13 protein-coding genes, 1 tRNA gene and 1 pseudogene are annotated in these 18457 nt (G+C 60.8%); 8 read left to right on the top strand and 7 right to left on the bottom strand.

Going from position 1 to position 18457, the window contains the following annotated elements; translation table 11 throughout:
• Nucleotides 1–8: 8 nt before the first annotated feature.
• A complete protein-coding gene (gene putA / locus ACR3EN_RS09965; RefSeq protein ID WP_480822939.1) occupies nt 9–3407 on the bottom strand; it encodes a bifunctional proline dehydrogenase/L-glutamate gamma-semialdehyde dehydrogenase PutA in 3399 nt (1132 codons plus the stop codon).
• A gap of 103 nt (nt 3408–3510) precedes the next feature.
• Here putA and ACR3EN_RS09970 point away from each other — a divergent pair, with 103 nt between their 5' ends.
• Both ACR3EN_RS09970 and ACR3EN_RS09975 read left to right on the top strand, forming a co-directional pair.
• Nucleotides 3511–3996: an Lrp/AsnC family transcriptional regulator gene (locus ACR3EN_RS09970; RefSeq protein ID WP_480822937.1), complete on the top strand. Its 486-nt coding sequence runs from the start codon at nt 3511–3513 to the stop codon at nt 3994–3996.
• Nucleotides 3997–4027: 31 nt separating this feature from the next.
• A complete protein-coding gene (locus ACR3EN_RS09975; protein ID WP_480822935.1) occupies nt 4028–4585 on the top strand; it encodes a tetratricopeptide repeat protein in 558 nt (185 codons plus the stop codon).
• A gap of 58 nt (nt 4586–4643) precedes the next feature.
• On the opposite strand, the gene ACR3EN_RS09980 is transcribed toward ACR3EN_RS09975, so the two are convergent.
• Nucleotides 4644–6533: a PhoX family protein gene (locus tag ACR3EN_RS09980; RefSeq protein ID WP_480822933.1), complete on the bottom strand. Its 1890-nt coding sequence runs from the start codon at nt 6531–6533 to the stop codon at nt 4644–4646.
• 124 nt (nt 6534–6657) lie between these two features.
• Nucleotides 6658–8301, bottom strand: a complete 1644-nt coding sequence (locus ACR3EN_RS09985; protein WP_480822931.1) for a hypothetical protein — start codon at nt 8299–8301, stop codon at nt 6658–6660.
• A 180-nt stretch (nt 8302–8481) separates the two neighbouring features.
• Here ACR3EN_RS09985 and ACR3EN_RS09990 point away from each other — a divergent pair.
• From ACR3EN_RS09990 to ACR3EN_RS10015, 6 genes are all read left to right on the top strand, one after another.
• A tRNA-Gly gene (locus ACR3EN_RS09990) sits at nt 8482–8555 on the top strand.
• A gap of 142 nt (nt 8556–8697) precedes the next feature.
• Nucleotides 8698–10512: an ABC transporter transmembrane domain-containing protein gene (locus ACR3EN_RS09995; RefSeq protein WP_480822929.1), complete on the top strand. Its 1815-nt coding sequence runs from the start codon at nt 8698–8700 to the stop codon at nt 10510–10512.
• A gap of 158 nt (nt 10513–10670) precedes the next feature.
• A complete protein-coding gene (locus ACR3EN_RS10000; RefSeq protein ID WP_480822927.1) occupies nt 10671–12560 on the top strand; it encodes an acyl-CoA synthetase in 1890 nt (629 codons plus the stop codon).
• A 15-nt stretch (nt 12561–12575) separates the two neighbouring features.
• Nucleotides 12576–13499 carry an alpha/beta hydrolase gene (locus ACR3EN_RS10005; protein WP_480870596.1) on the top strand — a complete coding sequence of 308 codons (924 nt, stop codon included), beginning with the start codon at nt 12576–12578 and terminating at the stop codon, nt 13497–13499.
• Between the two features lie 53 nt (nt 13500–13552).
• Nucleotides 13553–13729 carry a Cif family virulence factor gene (locus ACR3EN_RS10010; RefSeq protein WP_480822923.1) on the top strand — a complete coding sequence of 59 codons (177 nt, stop codon included), beginning with the start codon at nt 13553–13555 and terminating at the stop codon, nt 13727–13729.
• A 9-nt stretch (nt 13730–13738) separates the two neighbouring features.
• Nucleotides 13739–13918: a hypothetical protein gene (locus tag ACR3EN_RS10015; protein ID WP_480822921.1), complete on the top strand. Its 180-nt coding sequence runs from the start codon at nt 13739–13741 to the stop codon at nt 13916–13918.
• A 115-nt stretch (nt 13919–14033) separates the two neighbouring features.
• Here the strand turns inward: ACR3EN_RS10015 and ACR3EN_RS10020 are convergent, their stop codons facing one another.
• The 4 genes and pseudogenes from ACR3EN_RS10020 to ACR3EN_RS10035 all read right to left on the bottom strand — a co-directional run bounded on the left by ACR3EN_RS10020 (nt 14034) and on the right by ACR3EN_RS10035 (nt 18456).
• The gene (locus ACR3EN_RS10020; protein ID WP_480822919.1) at nt 14034–14870 is read right to left on the bottom strand and encodes an alkaline phosphatase family protein; all 837 of its coding nucleotides are present in this window, start codon (nt 14868–14870) and stop codon (nt 14034–14036) included.
• 142 nt (nt 14871–15012) lie between these two features.
• A pseudogene (locus ACR3EN_RS10025) lies at nt 15013–16649 on the bottom strand (ABC transporter ATP-binding protein).
• The gene (locus tag ACR3EN_RS10030) at nt 16646–17503 is read right to left on the bottom strand and encodes an ABC transporter permease (RefSeq protein WP_480822915.1); all 858 of its coding nucleotides are present in this window, start codon (nt 17501–17503) and stop codon (nt 16646–16648) included. The pseudogene ACR3EN_RS10025 and the gene ACR3EN_RS10030 overlap by 4 nt, the downstream one beginning before the upstream one ends.
• The gene (locus ACR3EN_RS10035; RefSeq protein WP_480822913.1) at nt 17500–18456 is read right to left on the bottom strand and encodes an ABC transporter permease; all 957 of its coding nucleotides are present in this window, start codon (nt 18454–18456) and stop codon (nt 17500–17502) included. Before ACR3EN_RS10035 ends, ACR3EN_RS10030 begins: the two co-directional genes overlap by 4 nt.
• Nucleotide 18457: the final 1 nt, after the last annotated feature.

An 18457-nucleotide genomic window follows, 5' to 3' on the forward strand; every position in this document is an offset into this window, starting at 1 on the left:
AGGTCCGGTTATGCCGCACCACCCAAAAGGGCGGCGTTGCCTCCGGCAGCGGTGGTGTCGACGCAGACATGGCGTTCGCCCAGAACGCGCGCGCGGTCGGGTTTGCCGGGGATCAGCGGGATGATCGGGCCATCGCGCCGCGCTAGATGCTGCTCAATCTGGCGGGCGGTCTCGTCGTCGCCCCACCACAGAACGCCCGCGAAACCTGTCAGGTTTTCAAGTCGGTGCAAATCCAGTGCTCCGGTCATCCGGATCGCCGTCCCGCCCAAAGCCTTGACCGCATCTGCCTGCGCCTGCGCAGCCTCTGCCCCCGGGCCCATGCACAGCAGCGGCGTGCGGGCGTATTCGGTCAGACGGTTCGATTCGCCGGTGGGGCCGGGCAGCGATTGGGTGCGCGGCGGCGCGGGCTGCCCCTCGGGCGCGCCGGGTTCTGCCCCAGTTTCCCAGTTCGTCGAACTTGTCTGCCGATCCGGCGCGCAGAACCGGGCCATGTAGTTCGGTCCGCCCGCCTTGGGGCCGGTGCCCGACAGACCCTCACCCCCGAAGGGCTGAGAGCCCACGATCGCGCCGATCTGGTTGCGGTTGACATAGATGTTGCCTGCGTGGATGGCCTCGGTCACATGCTGGACCCGGTCGTCGATGCGGGTGTGCAGGCCGAAGGTCAGGCCATAACCGGTGGCGTTGATATCCGCGATGACCTTGTCGATCTCCTGCGCTTTGAAACGGGCGACATGCAGCACCGGGCCAAAAATTTCGCGTTCCAGCGCGGCGATGCCCGGGATTTCGATCAGGGTGGGCGCGATGAACGTGCCCTCAGGCGGTGTGGGCATTTCTTTCAGAACCCGACCCTCGGCGCGGGCTTTGGAGATGTGATCCGCGATGCCTTGTCGGGCCTGCTCGTCGATCACCGGGCCGCAATCGGTTGAGATCAGCCATGGCTCACCGACGTTCAGGGCGTCCATTGCACCTTGCAGCATGGTCAGAACGTCCTCGGCAATGTCCTCCTGCAGATAGAGGCAACGCAGCGCCGAGCAGCGCTGGCCTGCGGACTGGAAAGCGCTTTCGATGATCGACTGAACGGCTTGCTCCGGCAGGGCGGTGCTGTCGACGATCATCGCGTTCAGGCCACCGGTCTCAGCAATCAGGGGCGTACCGGGGCGCATATGCTGGGCCATGGCCGAACGGATTTTCAACGCGGTCGCGGTTGAGCCGGTAAAGGCCACGCCCGAGACGCGTTCGTCCGATGTCAGCGCCGCGCCCACAGCCGGCCCGCCGGGCAACAGTTGCAGCGTATCGCGGGGAACGCCCGCCTCGTGCAGTAATTGGACAGCGCGATGTGCGATCAGCGGCGTTTGCGGGGCAGGGGCGGCCAGTACGGCGTTACCGGTGGCTAGTGCCGCCGAAATCTGCCCGGTGAAGATCGCCAGCGGGAAGTTCCACGGGCTGATGCAGGTGAAAATCCCCGCGGGTTTGGCGTCGGGAATGTTGGCCGCATAGTAGCGCAGGAAATCCACCGCTTCGCGCAGCTCGGCCACCGCATCGGGCAGGGACTTCCCGGCCTCGCGGGCGAGCAAGGCGAACAGTTCTCCGTAGTGCGCCTCATACAGATCAGCGGCCTTGTTGAGCGCAGCGGCGCGTGTCTCTGCCGGGGCTTGCCACGGGCAGGCGCTGGCCAGCGCCAGTTCCACATCCTCGGGGCTGGCTGCGGCGACCGAGCCGGGACGGTCCTGCGGTTGCGCCGGGTTGATCACCGGGGCGTCCGCCAAGGGTTGAGCGTCATCAGACAACAATGGCCGCGCGTACCAATGATGGGCGCGGAAGGCATCGCGCGCGATATCAATCCGGTCCAGCGTCGGCGTATGGTGCAGATCGAACCCTTTCGAGTTCGGACGCTCTGGCGCAAACAGCTCAGGCCCGGTTGGCAGCGGTGTGGCGGGTGTCTGCACCGACAGGAACGGGTCGGCGGCCACGGTTTCGGGGGCGACGTCCTCATCAACGATCTGGTTCACAAAGGATGAATTCGCACCGTTTTCCAGCAGACGCCGCACCAGATAGGCCAGCAGGTCCCGATGCGCCCCGACGGGCGCGTAGATACGGCAGCGCGAGGTCTGTTGATCGCGCACGATCTGATGCAGCGTCTCGCCCATGCCGTGCAGGCGCTGAAATTCGAAGGGCTGGTCGTCAGCCATATGCAGGATGGCGCTGACCGTATGGGCGTTATGGGTGGCGAATTGCGGATAGATGCGGTCGGTCATGCCCAGCAGTTTGCGGGCGTTGGCGATGTAAGACACATCCGTTGCCGCCTTTTGTGTGAAGACCGGAAACCCATCGACGCCTTCGACCTGAGCGCGCTTGATCTCGGTATCCCAATACGCGCCCTTCACCAGCCGCACCATCAGCTTGCGGTCATGACGTTCTGCCATCTCATAGAGCGTGTCCAGCACCAGCCCGGCGCGCGGGCCGTAGGCCTGCACCACGATACCGAACCCGTCCCAGCCTGACAGCGCAGGTTCGGCCATGACCTCTTCGATGACCTGCAGCGACAGGGACAGGCGGTCGGCCTCTTCCGCGTCGACATTCAGGCCCATGCCCGCCGCCTTGGCCAGCAACGCCAGCGCGCGCAGACGAGGGACCAGTTCGTCCATCACCCGCTGTTCCTGCGCCAGTTCATAACGCGGATGCAGCGCTGACAGCTTGACCGAGATGCCGGGGTTTTCGCGAATATCTTTGTGAATGCAGGCCTCGGCAATGGCGGCAATGGCGCGGGAATAGGACAGGTGATAGCGGGCGGCGTCGGCCTCGGTCCGGGCGGCCTCGCCCAGCATGTCGTAGGAATAGGTGTACCCCTTGTCCTCCATCCCCTTGGCGCGCTTCATGGCCGACTGGATGGTTTCGCCCAGTACGAACTGACGGCCCATTTCCTTCATTGCGCGGCTGACGGCGGTGCGGATCACCGGCTCACCCAGACGCTTGATCGCCCCGCGCAGCGCACCAACGGGCGAGGCTTTGTCTTCGTCCAGAACCCGCCCCGTCAGCATCAGCGCCCAGGTTGAGGCGTTCACCAGCGAGGATGACGACTGCCCCAGATGCTTGCCCCAGTCCGAGGGCGCGATCTTGTCCTCGATCAGCGCATCAATGGTATCGGCATCGGGCACCCGCAGCAGCGCTTCGGCCAGACACATCAGCGCAATGCCTTCGTCGGTGGACAGGCCATACTCGGCCAGAAACACCTCCATCATGCCGGGCGAGGTGCTGGAGCGGATGTCGCGAACCAGTTGGGCCGCTGCCGCGCAAATCGTGTTGCGATTGGCGTCGTCCAGATCGGCTTGGGCGATCAGAGCGTCCAGAACAGCGGATTGATCGGCATAGGTCTGAGTATCGATTTTGGTGCGCAGGCTGTGTGACATGTGTACTCCGGAGGTTTTGCCTAATATATCTATGGCTCAGCAGGAGAATGGCCTGAAATTTCGACCTTTCTGGTCGTATGGACTGATTTTTTGGAGGTATGGGGTGCAAAAGGACTTATCCGGCCTGGATCGTTTCGATCAGGCGATCCTGATGGCGCTGGCCGAAGATGGCCGGATTTCGGTGGCTGATTTGGCGCGCCGGATTGGGCTGTCGAAATCGCCCACGCAGGCGCGGCTCAAGCGGCTTGAGGCTGACGGGGTCATCACCGGCTATCGCGCCATGCTGGATCCGATCCGTCTGGGGCTGGATCATGTGGCTTTCGTCGAGGTGCGCCTGACCGATACCCGCGAAAAGGCGCTGGCCGAGTTCAATGCAGCGGTGCGCCGTATCGGTGAAATCGAACAGGCGCATATGATCGCGTCCAATTTCGACTATCTGCTGAAAATCCGCACGCGTTCTATGTCGGAATACCGCGCTGTTCTGGCCGAGAAAATCTCATCCTTGCCGCATGTGGCCAGCACATCCACCTTCGTGGCGATGGAGGCGGTGAAAGAGGCCGGGTTGCTGGGTCCGTTAGAAAGCGGTTGACCTGAACGCGCCGGGGATCAGGTTAGAGGGGATGAAACTTGCATCCGCTCTTGTTCTTATGATCGTCGCCACGCAGGCCTCAGCCGAGTGTCCGGCAGCCCCGGACCATATCTCGGGCATCGACGCCCTGATCGCGCAGGCTCAGGGGGCGGCGTCCGAGGGCGAGGCGCGCGGTATCTCCGGTCAGATGTGGCAGCTGTGGACCGATGCGCCGGATGCGCGGTCGCAAACCCTGCTGGATCGCGGCATGGCGCTGCGCGAGGCGTGGGATCTGGCCGGTGCGCTGGCTGAGTTTGACACTCTGGTCACCTACTGTCCCGACTTTGCCGAAGGGTATAACCAGCGGGCGTTTGCCCACTATCTGCAGCAGGATTATGGCGCGGCCCTTGTCGATCTGGACCGGGCGATTGCGCTGTCGCCGAACCATGTGGCCGCGCTGAGCGGGCGGGCGCTGTCGTTGCTGGGGCTGAAGCGATTGGAGGAGGCGCGGGAGGCGTTGACCTATGCGCTTGAGCTGAACCCATGGCTGTCCGAGCGCGCGTTGCTCGCACCCGGTGGGCTGCTTGATCCGCCGGGGCAGGATATCTGACCCGAAACGAAAAACGCCCCCGAACCCGCGTTCAGGGGCGTCTTAAGATGCAAAGTGCTTAGCCGACCAGCCCATTGTCGGTGCGCTTGATCGCGATCACCGACGAGCGTGGTGTGCCGCCATCGGGCCAGTTGCTGCCCGGGTGCTGGATGCCGACAAACATCGTCCGCAGGTCGGTCGACCATGCCAGACCAGTGACCTCACACCCGTTCGGGCCGGTCATGAAGCGCACGATCTCGCCGGTCACAGGGTCGCCAACCAGCATCTGGTTGTTGCCGTTTCCTGCGAAGTCTTCCTCGTTGTCGTCATTGCCGTCCGTTTGGATCCAGACCAAACCGGTCGAGTCGATGGCCATACCGTCGGGCGAGTTGAACAGGTTGCCCTCGTTCACATTGGCCGATCCGGCCTTGTCGTCCGAATGCACTGTCGGGTTGCCCGCCATGACATAGAGATCCCAGTCGAAACCGGTGGCCGCGTGATCATCCTGTGCCGGACGCCAGCGCACGATCTGGCCGTATTTGTTGGCCTCGCGCGGGTTGGGGCCGTTGGCCGAGGTATCGTCGCCACCCGCATTCGGCTTCACACCACGGTTCTTGTTGTTGGTCAGGCAGCAATAGGCCTCGACCGCGACGGGGCTGGAGGCCACCCATTCCGGGCGATCCATGGTGGTGCCGCCTGCTGCCGACGCGGCCATTCGGGTGAAGATCAGGATCTCGGCCGGGTCCATGCCGGTGGTTTCCGGCGTCAGGGGCAGCCACTCGCCGCTCATGTCGTCGTTGAACTTCGCAACGTAGAGCGTGCCGTCGTTCAGCAGCGCCTCAGTATCGACACCGGGGGCATAGGCCGCGTTCGAGACGAACTTGTAGAGGTATTCGCCACGCTCATCGTCACCCATGTAGACCACGACGCGACCGTCTGCTGCCAGCGTGACTTCGGCATTCTCGTGCTTGAAACGGCCCAGACCGGTGTGCTTGACCGGCGTGCTGTCTGGCTTGGTCGGGTCAATCTCGACAATCCAACCCGCACGATGCGGCTCGTTGGGGTTTTTCGAGGTGTCAAAGCGCGGATCGAACAACTCATACCCGTTCCAGCTTTCGGCTTTGATGCCATAGCGCGTCATGCCATCGGCGACCTTGGGGTCATAGCTGGCGTTTTCGTTCGACGAGCCAAAGTAGCCGTTAAAGTTCTCTTCGCAGGTCAGATAGGTGCCCCACGGCGTCTTGCCCGAACCGCAGTTGTTCATGGTACCCAGCGACGCGGTGCCGGTCGGGTCGGCGTCGGTCTTCAGCAGGTCGTGACCGGCGGCGGGGCCGACGATCTTCATCGGGGTGTTGTGGTGGATGCGGCGGTTGAAGGGGCTGTCTTTCACGACGGACCAGCCTTCGGGGCCTTCGGTAATTTCCATCACGGTTACACCCTGCAGGTTTTGCAGTTTGAGAACGTCGCCAGCATTTGCAGGCACACCGTCCTGCGCGGCAGGCAGGTTGATCTTGCGGTTCGGGTATTCATGGTTGATCGCGATCAACTCGTGACCCTGGAACGAGAAGGTCTCCATCCCGTCGGTATTCTCACCAAAGACCTTGTCCGAGTTCTCGACCGCGCCGCCATCGGTCAGGTCATAGCCATCGGCCTCAGAAAACAGCGGATCGCCCCAGCGCATCAGCATCTTCCACTCATAGCCTTCCGGCACATGCACGGTGCCATCGGTCTGGGCAGGGATCGGGGTGAACGCAAAGCGCGACGCCGCCTGCGCCTGTGCCGAGGTCGAGCCCATAAGGCCTGCGCCCATAGCTGCAGCACCCGAGCCAAAGGCCACAACACCGGCCAGAAAGCCCCGGCGCGAGATGGCGCTTTCGACCACGCGGTCAAAGTCGTTTTCTTCGGGGCGGGGGAAGTGCAGTTCGTCCCAATCGTCTGCGGACAGTGTGGTGGGGTCGATGTCGGTCATGGATAGCTCCCGGCTGTCTGGGTTGAAGTTCCAAAGCGGATGTAGTGCGCGAGTGTGACAGAAGAATAACAACAGGCTCAAACGTCGCGCAGACGCGTGTGTTTCCGCCCAGACTGCACGTGGATCAGGCCGCTTTGGCCTTGCTGCGGCAATAGCAGGAGGCATGCACCGGCACCGTGGCGCGGGCCGAGGCCTGATCCAGCAGCAGCTTGATATGCCGCGCTTCGGTCTGTTCGTCGCGCCGAACCAGACATTCGTGCAACCCGTGCAGGCTCCAGATATTGCGGGGATGCTGGCAGGCACGTGCCAGCGTGTTGTCCAGCCCCAGATCGGCGCGATAGACGGCCTCGGCCTCTTCGAACTGACCGGCCTCCATCAGCAACGCCCCCAACGCATGGCGCGTGGGCTGCATCCAGCCCCATGGCTCGTCGTAAACCAGCGCGTCATCCAATTCGACCGAACGGCGCAGATGGGCCAGCCCGCCTTCGTGATCGCCGGATTTGAAAGCGATCTCTCCGTCCATCATCGCCTCGCCGATCATCAGGACGTCTTCGGCGGTGTTGTTGAAAACCAGCCGACTTTCCGGGACCGCCTGACGCGCCTGAACGGCCTGCCCGCGGGCCTCTTGCGCGGCGTCCAGTTGCCCGAGATTGGCCAGCGCCACGGCGCGGGCCTGATGGATCGCGGCGGTGGTATAGCTGTAAAGCTCGGTGTCTTGGGGTAGGGGCTCGTCCAGAATCTCCTGCCACATGCCGAACCGGACCATGACGTGGATTTTCTTGCCATAGAAGGATTCGAACAGGTCGGGAAAGAACCGGATCACGTTGTCGGGCAACATCCGCATCAGTTCCTCGGACGCGGCAAGGGCCTTTTCGGGCTGGCCGAGGAACATCGCGCCGTAGGCCTCAAAATGCACATTGTGGACGCGGTAGACGGTATAGAAGTTCTCACCCCCCGCCATAGCTTCGTACTTTTTGTCGACCTCAGCGGCGCGGTGATTGCGCCAGACGACATTCTGATAGTCGCCGCAGAGCACGTCGATATGCGTGGCCATATGCACCAGATGGCCGCTTTCGGGCACAAGATCGACCAACCGGTCGCCATGCTGCAGCGCCTTTTCAGGCGTCGGCGACATCTCCATCAGGTGGATATACATATGCAGCAGGCCGGGGTGGTCCCATGCACCGGGCAGGGCATCAAAGGCGCGCTCCAGAACCTCCTGCGCCTCGGTGGTCGAGGCCCCTTCGGCAGGCACCCCGTTCTTCAGATCCCACAGCATCCAAGGGGTTCGATTCATCAGCGCCTCGGCAAAGATCGACGAGACTTCAAGATCGTCAGGATAGTCGCCATAAACCTTGCGCATCGAATCCGAGAAGGCGTCGTTCCACGGCGCATAATCCTCGATCTCGGGGTCGGTGGGGAAACGATGGGCGATGGCCTCGATAAGCGCTGACTCAACGGGCGTTAGCTTATCGCGCAGCGCCATCGCGGCGTCGATTGCCTGATGCGCGCGCTTCAACGTCGCGACTTTCTCGTCGGGCTCAAAAAACTCCCACGGTTTGTTATAGTTGGGACCAATTGCATAGGCGACACCCCAATGGGCCATGCCGCAATCCGCATCCAGCGCGATGGCCTGCTCAAAACACTGCGCCGCCGCTTCGTGATTATATCCGAACAGCCAGATCAGCCCCTGATCGAACAGGCGTTGCGCATCTGCCGAGGCGGTGGTGATCTTGCGTTCATACGTGCCAAGGTCAAAATCGGTCATCTGAAACTCCCCCCACAATAAATCCGCCAATGCGCCAACGCGATGCGGATTTGCACACCATAACACATTTTCGTGATCGCCGCTGCGAGCAGGCAAACCGCAAGACGGCAAAACGCTGCAAACGGGTGATTTCGCTTCTTGACGCCTGCTGGCGCATGGAATAGTCAGCCCTAGTGCTGAGCGGGCGTTGTGTAGTGGTAAGACCTTAGCCTTCCAAGCTAATGACGCGGGTTCGATTCCCGCCGCCCGCTCCAGTTCTTCCCCACATGATAATTGCGTCAAAAGGCCCGGATTGCGGCCCGATGGGCGGCCAAAGCTTGACCCCATGGACCTGCATCGCCATGAAGCGGGGATTGATGCCCGATAGGGGCTGAGACCAGAATACAAGGGCCAGACATGGCAAGAACACGCTCCGCCAGTCCAGCAAATGCACCCGGTGCGCATGAAGAACGGGCCGGTTCGAAAAAAATTGGCGTCCTGCGGTCGCTTTGGCCGTTCATGAAGCCCTACTGGCTGCTGATGATTTGCGCGACGCTGGCGTTGATCCTGACGGCGAGCATGACGCTGACCTTGCCCCTGGCCGTGCGTCGCGTGGTCGACAATTTCCGCATCGAGGACGGAGAGCTTCTGGACTGGTACTTTCTGGCAGCCCTTGGCATTGCCGGTATCCTCGCGATCGGCACGGGCATTCGCTATGCGCTGGTGACCCGGCTGGGCGAGCGGGTGGTGGCCGATATCCGCAAGGCCGTGTTCGACCGTGTGATCGGCATGAGTCCCGAGTTTTACGAACGCATCATGACCGGAGAGGTCCTGAGCCGCATCACCACCGACACCACCCTGATCCAGTCTGTACTGGGCTCATCGGTGTCCATCGCCCTGCGCAATCTTCTGATGTTTGTGGGCGGGCTGGTGCTGATGCTGCTGACTTCGGCCAAGCTGACCGGGATGGTTCTGCTGCTGATCCCGCTGGTGATCGTGCCTATTCTGGTGCTGGGGCGCAGGCTGCGGGTGATCAGCCGGGAAAATCAGGATTGGATCGCAGCCTCATCCGGCAATGCGGGCGAAGCGCTGAGCGCGGTGCAGACGGTGCAGGCGTTTACCCATGAACAGGCCAGCCGCGCGCAGTTCGGAGAGATGACAGAAACTTCGTACCAAGTTTCTTTGCGTCGCATCCAGACGCGCGCTGTGCTGACTGTGATTGTGATCTTCTTGGTCTTCTCGGGCATCGTCGGCGTCCTGTGGATGGGCGCGAATGACGTGCGCAACGGCGTTATGACCGAAGGCGTGCTGATTCAGTTCGTGATCTATTCGATTATCATGGCGGGCTCAGTGGCGGCCTTGTCGGAAATCTGGAGCGAATTGCAGCGTGCTGCGGGGGCGACGGAACGTCTGGTTCAACTGCTGAACGCGCAGGATACGGTGAATGATCCGTCTCAGGCCAAAGCTCTGCCTGCGCCCCTGCGCGGCGAAATCCGCTTTGAGGATGTGACATTTCACTATCCCGCGCGCCCCGACATCGTGGCGCTGGATGGGTTGTCGCTGCAGATCAAACCGGGCGAAACCGTTGCCTTTGTCGGCCCGTCCGGTGCCGGCAAGACAACCGTGATCCAGATGATCCAACGGTTCTATGACCCCGATGCGGGGCAGGTCAGCCTTGACGGGCTAGACCTGCGCGACCTGAATCGCGCCGAATTCCGACAGCACATGGCGCTGGTGCCACAGGACCCTGTGATCTTTGCGGCCTCGGCCCGTGAGAACATTCGCTTCGGCCGCCTTGACGCGACAGATGCCGAGGTCGAGGCCGCTGCCCGAGCCGCTGCCGCGCATGAGTTCATTTCTGCCTTGCCGGAAGGTTACGACAGCTTCGTCGGTGAGCGTGGCGTGATGCTGTCGGGCGGCCAGAAGCAACGCATCGCCATCGCGCGCGCCATCCTGCGGGATGCTCCGGTGTTGCTGCTGGATGAGGCGACGTCGGCGCTGGACGCGGAAAGCGAGCGGGCGGTGCAAGGTGCCGTTGACACCATGCGGGCCGGCCGCACGACCTTGATCGTGGCGCACAGGTTGGCGACCGTGAAGAAAGCTGATCGGATCATCGTGCTGGAAGCGGGGCGCATTGTGGCGCAAGGCACCCATGACGATCTGGTCGCGCAGGACGGTCTTTACGCTCGTCTGGCCCGCCTGCAATTCACCGACGGGGTGGCCGCTGAATAAAGTGACGCTCGGGCATATCGCGTTTCGCCGTAGCGTCATTCTACATTTTCCCCCACCTGAAAGCTAAGCCCTCGCTTGCACGGGTTCCGTTTTGCTTCCATCTTGGAGGCGAGACACAAGCCCGTGCACAACACGGGAGACATAAGGGGAGGAGCCACATGGCCTTTGTGGGATTCGAAGACAAGGCACGCATCGAGCAAGAGATGGCGTGGGAGGATCGGGATGTGCCCGTCACCTTTCATCAATTGCTGTCCCGGACGGCAGGCAAATTCCCGAACCACAAGGCGATCAGCTTTCAGTTGTTCTCGGGCCCGACTGACAAGGCTGAGACGCTGACATGGTCCGAACTGCTGGGGCAGGTCAATCAGGCGGCCAACCTGTTCCGATCCTTGGGCGTGGGGGAAAGGGACGTGGTGGCCTATGTGCTGCCCAATTGTAACGAGACGCTGGTCACCATGATGGGCGGCGCGGTTGCGGGGATCGTGAATCCGATCAACCCGTTGCTGGAACCCGAACAGATCGCGGCGATCCTGCGCGAGACCAAGGCCAAGGTCGTGGTCACGCTGAAATCCTTCCCCAAGACGGATGTGGCCCAGAAGGTCGAAGAGGCGGTGCGCCATGCGCCCGGCGTGAACACCATTCTGGAAATCGACCTGAACCGCTATCTGACGCCGCCGAAATCCTGGATCGTACCGCTTCTGCGTCCCAAGATGGGCGACAAGGAAAAACTGGCCCATGCGGATTACAAGAATTTCCATGCCGAGTTGAACAAGCAGCCTAAAACACTGACATTCGAAGACAGCACCGAAGACCGCGTCGCGTGTTACTTTCACACCGGCGGCACCACCGGTATGCCGAAAGTGGCGCAGCACAAATATTCAGGCCTGATCTACAATGGCTGGCTGGGCAATACGCTGCTGTTCGACGAAAATGATGTGATCATGTGTCCCCTGCCTATGTTCCACGTGTTCGCCGTGCACGTGATCGTAATGGCCGCGGTGTCCTCAGGCGCGCATGTGATTTTCCCGACCCCACAGGGTTATCGCGGCGACGGGGTGTTCGACAATTTCTGGAAACTGATCGAACGCTGGCAGGTATCGTTCATCATCACTGTACCAACCGCGATTTCGGCCAAGATGCAGCGCCCGGTGGATGCGGATATCTCAAGCGTAAAAACCGCCTTCTCGGGCTCGGCCCCGTTGCCGGTGGAACTGTTCCGGCGCTTCGAAGAAGCCACGGGTGTTACCATTGTCGAAGGCTATGGTCTGACCGAGGCCACCTGTCTGGTCTCGTGCAACCCGGTGGATGGCGAGAAAAAGATCGGCTCGATCGGCATTCCTTTCCCCTACACGGACGTCAAAATCCTGCAGGATGGAGCGGACGGGCCCAAGGAATGCGCCACGGATGAGATCGGTGAGATCTGTATCTCGAACCCCGGTGTTTTTCCGGGCAACACCTATACCGAGGCCGACAAGAACACCAACCTCTATCACTTCGACACATATCTGCGCACCGGCGATCTGGGGCGGTTTGACGAGGATGGCTATCTGTGGATCACGGGACGCGCCAAAGACCTGATCATCCGCGGCGGTCACAATATCGACCCGGCCGAGATCGAAGAGGCTCTGTTAGGTCACGAGGCCGTTGCGTTTGCCGGGGCTATCGGCCAGCCGGATGCGCATTCCGGTGAAGTGCCCTGCGCCTTTGTCGAACTGGTCGATGGCGCGTCGGTCACCGAAAAAGAGCTGATGGACTATTGCAAGGTCCACGTCCACGAACGCGCGGCGCAGCCAAAGCACATGACCATTCTGGACGAATTGCCGAAGACTGCCGTGGGCAAAGTGTTCAAACCCGATCTGCGCAAGCAGGCTATCACGCGCATCTATAATGGTGCACTGGAAACCTCTGGCGTCAGTGCCCGTGTCGTGTCCGTCATCGACGATAAGAAACGCGGCCTTGTCGCGCAGCTTGACGCGAACGGGTCTTCCGAGGACGATGTGGCCAAGGTGCTGGGATCATTCACCCGGCCGTGGGAGTGGTCAGACTAAATCTTCGGAGGGACAATGGATTATGAACGCCTGATCGACGAAGAAACCTGGGCGTTCATACGTCGCACCGCCGAAAGCTATCCCGACGACGCGGTGGGCATGTCCATCGAAGATCAACGCCGCGTTTATGACGTGATGTGTCAGGATTTCCGCCAACCCCGCCCACTGGGGGTTGAGGTGCAGGACAGCGACGCAGATGGCGTACCTGTGCGCATCTATTCCGCAGGCGATCCAACCCGCAGCGTCATCTATTTTCACGGCGGCGGCTTCGTCGTCGGCGGGCTGGACAGCCATGACGATGTCTGCGCTGAGATTTGCGCGCAAACGGGATACCGGGTCGTTGCGGTGGACTATCGGCTCTGCCCGGAACACGTCCACCCGGCCCAGTTTCAGGACAGTTGGGCGGCCACGAACTGGGCCGCTGCGGCGTTCGGTGATCCTATCGTATTGGCTGGCGACAGCGCCGGAGGCAACCTCGCAGCGGCTGTGGCGCATCATGGCCGCGGGCGTCTGGATACTCTGCTGGGTCAGGTACTGATCTATCCGGGGCTGGGCGGGGATACCGGGCAAGGCTCTTACCTCGAACATGCTAACGCGCCGATGCTGACCCGCGATGATGTCTTGTTCTACCAGAACCTCCGCTGCGGGGGCGATATGCCCGAAAACGACCCGAGTTTTGCACCCCTGCAAGACACCGATTTCTCGGGTCTGCCACCAACGGTTGTCATCACCGCCGATTGCGACCCGCTACGCGATGACGGCGCTGCCTACTGCAACCGGATCACCGCCGCCGGAGGACAGGCGCATTGGATCAACGAACCCGGTTTGATCCACGGCTACCTGCGTGCGAGGACAACCGTCAGACGTGCCGCAGACAGCTTTGAGCGGATATCGGTCGCGATTGAAGCGCTGGGGCAGGGGATTTGGTCCTACGAATAGAATGAGGTATCTGCTCGTGACCGCACGCGGATAAATTTTGCGCAGACGAACACATGAACGACACACGATCAGATATCGAGAACGAGATAGGGCGGTTCTTTGCGGCCTATATAGATGCCTTTGCGCGCGAAGACGTGTCGGCACTTGTCGAGCTTTGGGACGAAGTTGGTTTGTTTCCGTCCCCGACAGGTAACTTTTCCATGGATCGCGAGGCATTTCAAAGCCATTGAGTGGCTCTCATGGATTTCTACCGAAAGCAAGGCATCACGAAGCCGACGGGGGAGCTGCTTTCGGTCGAGGAACTTGTGTCAGATGTAGCGCTGGCCCGTCTTTCCTATCGGATGCTTGCCTCGGATGGGGCGACCGTTGCCAGATGGCAGCATGTTTACATCCTGCGAAAAGCAGGTGATGGCCGTTGACGGGTTTCATTGACTATCGCGGACGAAGAAATGACGGTTTGGGCTGCCTTAGGCGCACAACTGTGAACACTTGGCGCATAGATGGCGCACTGGTTGGAAGTTCGGACGAAAACCCTCAGCGCAAGAACGGTTCCGCCTTCATTGTCTCCGCCACAGGGGCGCCCATCCTGGTCAGAATCGTTGGGGCGAGTTGCAGTTGATCGATCACAGCATCCGCCTCGGGGCCTTCGGCGTCACCAAAATAATACAGCGCCGTTTCCTGCTGTAGCGGGCTGCGCCCGCCATGGTGGCCGCGCTCGTCCTGTCCGTGATCTGCGGTAACGATGACCTCATAACCCAACTTGCGCCAGTTCGGGATAAAGGGCGCCAGCATCTCGTCCATCACGAAACAGGCGTGATCCATTTCTTCGCAGTCGTGGAAGAACCGGTGCCCCATGCTGTCCAGCGTGCAGGTATGCAGAATGCCATAATCGAGCCCATGACGCAGGCACAGGTTGGTCAGCGTCGCAAACAGATCCACGTCGCAGGGGGTCATCTGGTTGGCTTTGCCATAGCCGGTCATGGTATGGAACCGGCCATGATTGATGGTCTTGCTGTCCGGTTCATCATACTCCACATCCCGCACATAATCGAACGGATGACGATTGAAGAATTGCGACCAGTAACTATGCGTAACGGCCCCGGTGACACCCCCGGCCTCGCGCACCTGACTGAACACGTCCTTGTGGCTCAGGCGGAAGACATTGCCGTTGCCGGTGCAGCCATGCTCTTGCGGGGTGACGCCCGTGTGGATCGAAGCATAGCAACTGGCCGAGGTAGACGGCAGCACCGAGCGGAGCTTCCACACGCGGGCGTCGCCCTTATCGACCCAGCCTTCCAGATTGCCGAACAACCGGCGGAAATTACGCCATGGGACGCCGTCGAGGATGATGAGAAGAAGTTTGCGGTCCATGGCTCGGCCCCTTTGAATTCATACTGCCCCAGACGCTATGGGATCTGTTGCCCAATGGATGCCTATTCACGCCCGGGATAGCAAAACCCCGACACCAACGCGCCGGGATTTCGAGGTTTCATGATTTTGTCGCGTGCAGCGATCAGTTCCCGGCGCTTTCCATCTTGCGATGGGCGACCACCTCTTCCAGCCAACCCAGCTGCATCTCGGGGACCGAGCTGAGCAGCAGGTCGGTATAATCGTCAAACGGCGGGCTCAGCACCTGTGATTTCGGACCATACCGCGCGACACGGCCCTGATACATCACCGCGATGCTGTCGCTGATCGCGCGCACCGTCGCCAGATCGTGGGTGATAAACAGATAGGCCACATCCTCGATCTTCTGCAGGTCCAGCAGCAGTTTCAGGATGCCATCCGCCACCAGCGGATCGAGCGCCGAGGTGACCTCATCACAGATGATCATCTTGGGCTTGGCCGCCAGGGACCGCGCGATACAGACACGCTGTTTCTGGCCACCAGACAGTTCCGCCGGATAGCGATCCATGAACTTCTCGCCCAGCTCGATCTCATCCAGCAGTTCAATGATCCGCTTGCGCTTTTCGGCACCGCGCATGTTGAAGTAGAACTCCAGCGGTCGTCCGATGATCGTACCGACCGTCTGACGCGGGTTCATCGCGACATCAGCCATCTGATAGATCATCTGCAGCTCGCGCAGGTCTTCGATCGAGCGACCCTTCAGATCGGGACTCAGCTTGCGCCCGGCAAAGGTGATCTCACCATCGCGGGGCGGCAGCAGGCCGGTGATCACCCGTGCGAGCGTGGACTTGCCCGAGCCGGATTCGCCCACAACCGCCAGCGTCTGCCCCGGATGAAGCTCGACATTGACATTGTGCAGGACGTCGAAATTCAGCCCCTTGTAACGGGCGGTGATACCGTCGACCTGCAGCACCGGTTCGGGCGTGGGCTGTTTTTCTTCATGCTCGATGGACCGGACCGAGACCAGCGCCTTGGTATAGTCCTCTTGCGGATTATTGATGATCTGATCCGTGGTGCCGTATTCGACCGTATCACCCATTTTCAAAACCATGATGTCATCGCTGACCTGAGCGACAACGGCAAGGTCGTGGGTAATATAAAGCGCGGCAACACCGGTGTCTGCAATCGCCTCTTTGATCGCCATCAGAACGTCGATCTGTGTGGTCACATCCAGCGCCGTGGTGGGCTCGTCAAACACCACCAGATCAGGTTCGGGGCACAGCGCAAGTGCGGTCATGCAACGCTGCAACTGCCCGCCCGAAACCTGGTGCGGGTAGCGTTCGCCGATATTGTCCGGGTCTGGAAGACCCAGCTTGGCAAACAATTCCCGCGCACGAGCCTCGGCTGCTTTGCGCGAGAATTTCTTGTGCTCGACGGATGCCTCGACCACCTGATCCATGATCTTTTTGGCCGGGTTGAACGAGGCCGCGGCGGATTGCGAGACATAAGTGACCTCGCCGCCGCGCAGACTGCGAATGTCGCGCAGCCCTGATTTCAGAATGTCGCGCCCGTTCACCCAGACCTCGCCGCCGGTAATCTTTACGCCGCCCCGGCCATAGGCCATCGAGGCCAGACCGATGGTGGATTTACCAGCCCCGGATTCGCCGATCAGCCCCAGCACCTTGCCGCGCTCAAGGTCAAAGCTGACCCCGTGCACAATCTCGATGTCATGGGGCTTTTCCCCGGCGGATAGACGGTCGCGCCGATTTTGAGGTCGCGGACCTTGAGAAGGGTATCACTCATCCCCGGCCTCCTTTCAGCGATGTGGTGCGGTTCAGGACCCAGTCAGCCACAAGGTTGACCGAGATTGCCAGGGTCGCGATGGCAACAGCGGGCAGCAGGGCGGCGGGAATGCCGTAGACGATGCCTTCCTTGTTTTCCTTAACGATGCCACCCCAGTCAGCTTCGGGCGGTTGCACGCCGAGGCCCAGGAACGACAGGGTCGAGACGAACAGAACGGCAAAGATAAACCGCAGGCCCATTTCCGCGACCAGCGGCGACAGGGCATTTGGCAGGATTTCGCGGAAGATGATCCAGGCGATTTTCTCCCCCCGCAGACGGGCGGCTTCGACATAGTCCATGACGGTGATATCGACAGCCACGGCACGCGCCAGACGGTAGACACGGGTCGAATCCAGCAGGCCCATCACGACGATCAGGATCGGCACGGTCACCGGCATCACCGACAGCACCACAAGGGCGAAGATCAGCGTCGGGATCGACATGATCAGATCGACAAAACGCGATAGGACCTGATCAACCCAGCCCCCCATTACGGCTGCAAAGAAGCCCAGGACCGAGCCGGTCACGAAGGACAAGATCGTCGCAGCAGTCGCGATGAAGATGGTGGTGCGTCCGCCATAGATCATGCGGCTTAGCAGATCGCGGCCGATATTGTCGGTACCCAGCCAGAAATTCGACTCGGTGAAACCTTCGGGCGCTATCCCAAGCATGATCTCGATCTTGGAGGGTTCCCATACACCACCGACGATTTCCGCCATGCCATAAGGCGCGATGAGCGGGGCGAACAGTGCCATGAGAAAGTAGAGGGCCGTCAGGAACAGACCGATCAGTGCAGAGATTGGAATGTTCTTCATTTCGGATGCCTCAGACGCGGGTTGGCCAGGATCGAGACGATGTCCGCAACCATGTTGAGGCCGATATAGACGGCGGCGAAGATCAGGCCACAGGCCTGTACCACCGGCACGTCACGTTTTGCCACGTGGTCCACCAGATACTGGCCCATGCCAGGATAGACAAAGACCACTTCGATCACGACGACGCCAACCACCAGGTAGGCGAGGTTCAGCATCACGACGTTCACAATGGGCGCGATTGCGTTCGGAAAGGCGTGACGCGCAATCACCTGAAACCCGGTCAGACCTTTGAGTTCCGCGGTTTCAATATAGGCCGATTGCATCACGTTCAGGATCGCCGCGCGGGTCATGCGCATCATATGCGCAAGCACTACCAGCGTCAGCACCATGACGGGCAGCGCGATGGCCTGAAGCTTCTGCAGCAGGCTCATATGATCGCCGATCATCGCGACCGAGGGGAACCAGCCCAGTTTCACAGCGATGAAGTACATCAGCAGATAGCCGATCAGGAATTCGGGGATCGAGATCGATGCCAGCGTCACGGCTGAAATCAGCTTATCCGGCCAGCGGTCCTTATAGCGCACCGCGATCAGGCCCAGCAGGATCGCAAGCGGCACCGAAATAATGGCGGCCCAAAAGGCCAGAAACAGGGTATTCGACATGCGTTGACCGATACTCTCGGCAATGTCGCGACCATTGGTCAGTGCAGTGCCCAGATCACCTTGCAATGCAGCAAACAGCCAGTCGAAATAGCGGGTAATGGCAGGTTCGTTCAATCCAAGCTCTTCGCGCAGATTGGCGAGCGCTTCGGGCGTTGCGGACTGGCCCAGGATCGATTGGGCCACGTCGCCGGGCAGGATGAGCGTACCGGCGAAAATAAGCACGGATACGGCCAATAACAGCAAAAGGCCCAGCGCAACGCGCTGGACCACAAGTTTCATCGCGACTCCCATA

The organism is Ruegeria sp. G7 (assembly GCF_056535465.1).

Bases quoted from the DNA above. Each gene is read 5' to 3' on its own strand.
- putA (WP_480822939.1), bottom strand. From the start codon at position 3,407: ATGTCACACAGCCTGCGCACCAAAATCGATACTCAGACCTATGCCGAT.
- ACR3EN_RS09975 (WP_480822935.1), top strand. From the start codon at position 4,028: ATGAAACTTGCATCCGCTCTTGTTCTTATGATCGTCGCCACGCAGGCC.
- ACR3EN_RS09980 (WP_480822933.1), bottom strand. From the start codon at position 6,533: ATGACCGACATCGACCCCACCACACTGTCCGCAGACGATTGGGACGAA.
- ACR3EN_RS09985 (WP_480822931.1), bottom strand. From the start codon at position 8,301: ATGACCGATTTTGACCTTGGCACGTATGAACGCAAGATCACCACCGCC.
- ACR3EN_RS09995 (WP_480822929.1), top strand. From the start codon at position 8,698: ATGGCAAGAACACGCTCCGCCAGTCCAGCAAATGCACCCGGTGCGCAT.
- ACR3EN_RS10000 (WP_480822927.1), top strand. From the start codon at position 10,671: ATGGCCTTTGTGGGATTCGAAGACAAGGCACGCATCGAGCAAGAGATG.
- ACR3EN_RS10005 (WP_480870596.1), top strand. From the start codon at position 12,576: ATGGATTATGAACGCCTGATCGACGAAGAAACCTGGGCGTTCATACGT.
- ACR3EN_RS10010 (WP_480822923.1), top strand. From the start codon at position 13,553: ATGAACGACACACGATCAGATATCGAGAACGAGATAGGGCGGTTCTTT.
- ACR3EN_RS10015 (WP_480822921.1), top strand. From the start codon at position 13,739: ATGGATTTCTACCGAAAGCAAGGCATCACGAAGCCGACGGGGGAGCTG.
- ACR3EN_RS10020 (WP_480822919.1), bottom strand. From the start codon at position 14,870: ATGGACCGCAAACTTCTTCTCATCATCCTCGACGGCGTCCCATGGCGT.
- ACR3EN_RS10030 (WP_480822915.1), bottom strand. From the start codon at position 17,503: ATGAAGAACATTCCAATCTCTGCACTGATCGGTCTGTTCCTGACGGCC.
- ACR3EN_RS10035 (WP_480822913.1), bottom strand. From the start codon at position 18,456: ATGGGAGTCGCGATGAAACTTGTGGTCCAGCGCGTTGCGCTGGGCCTT.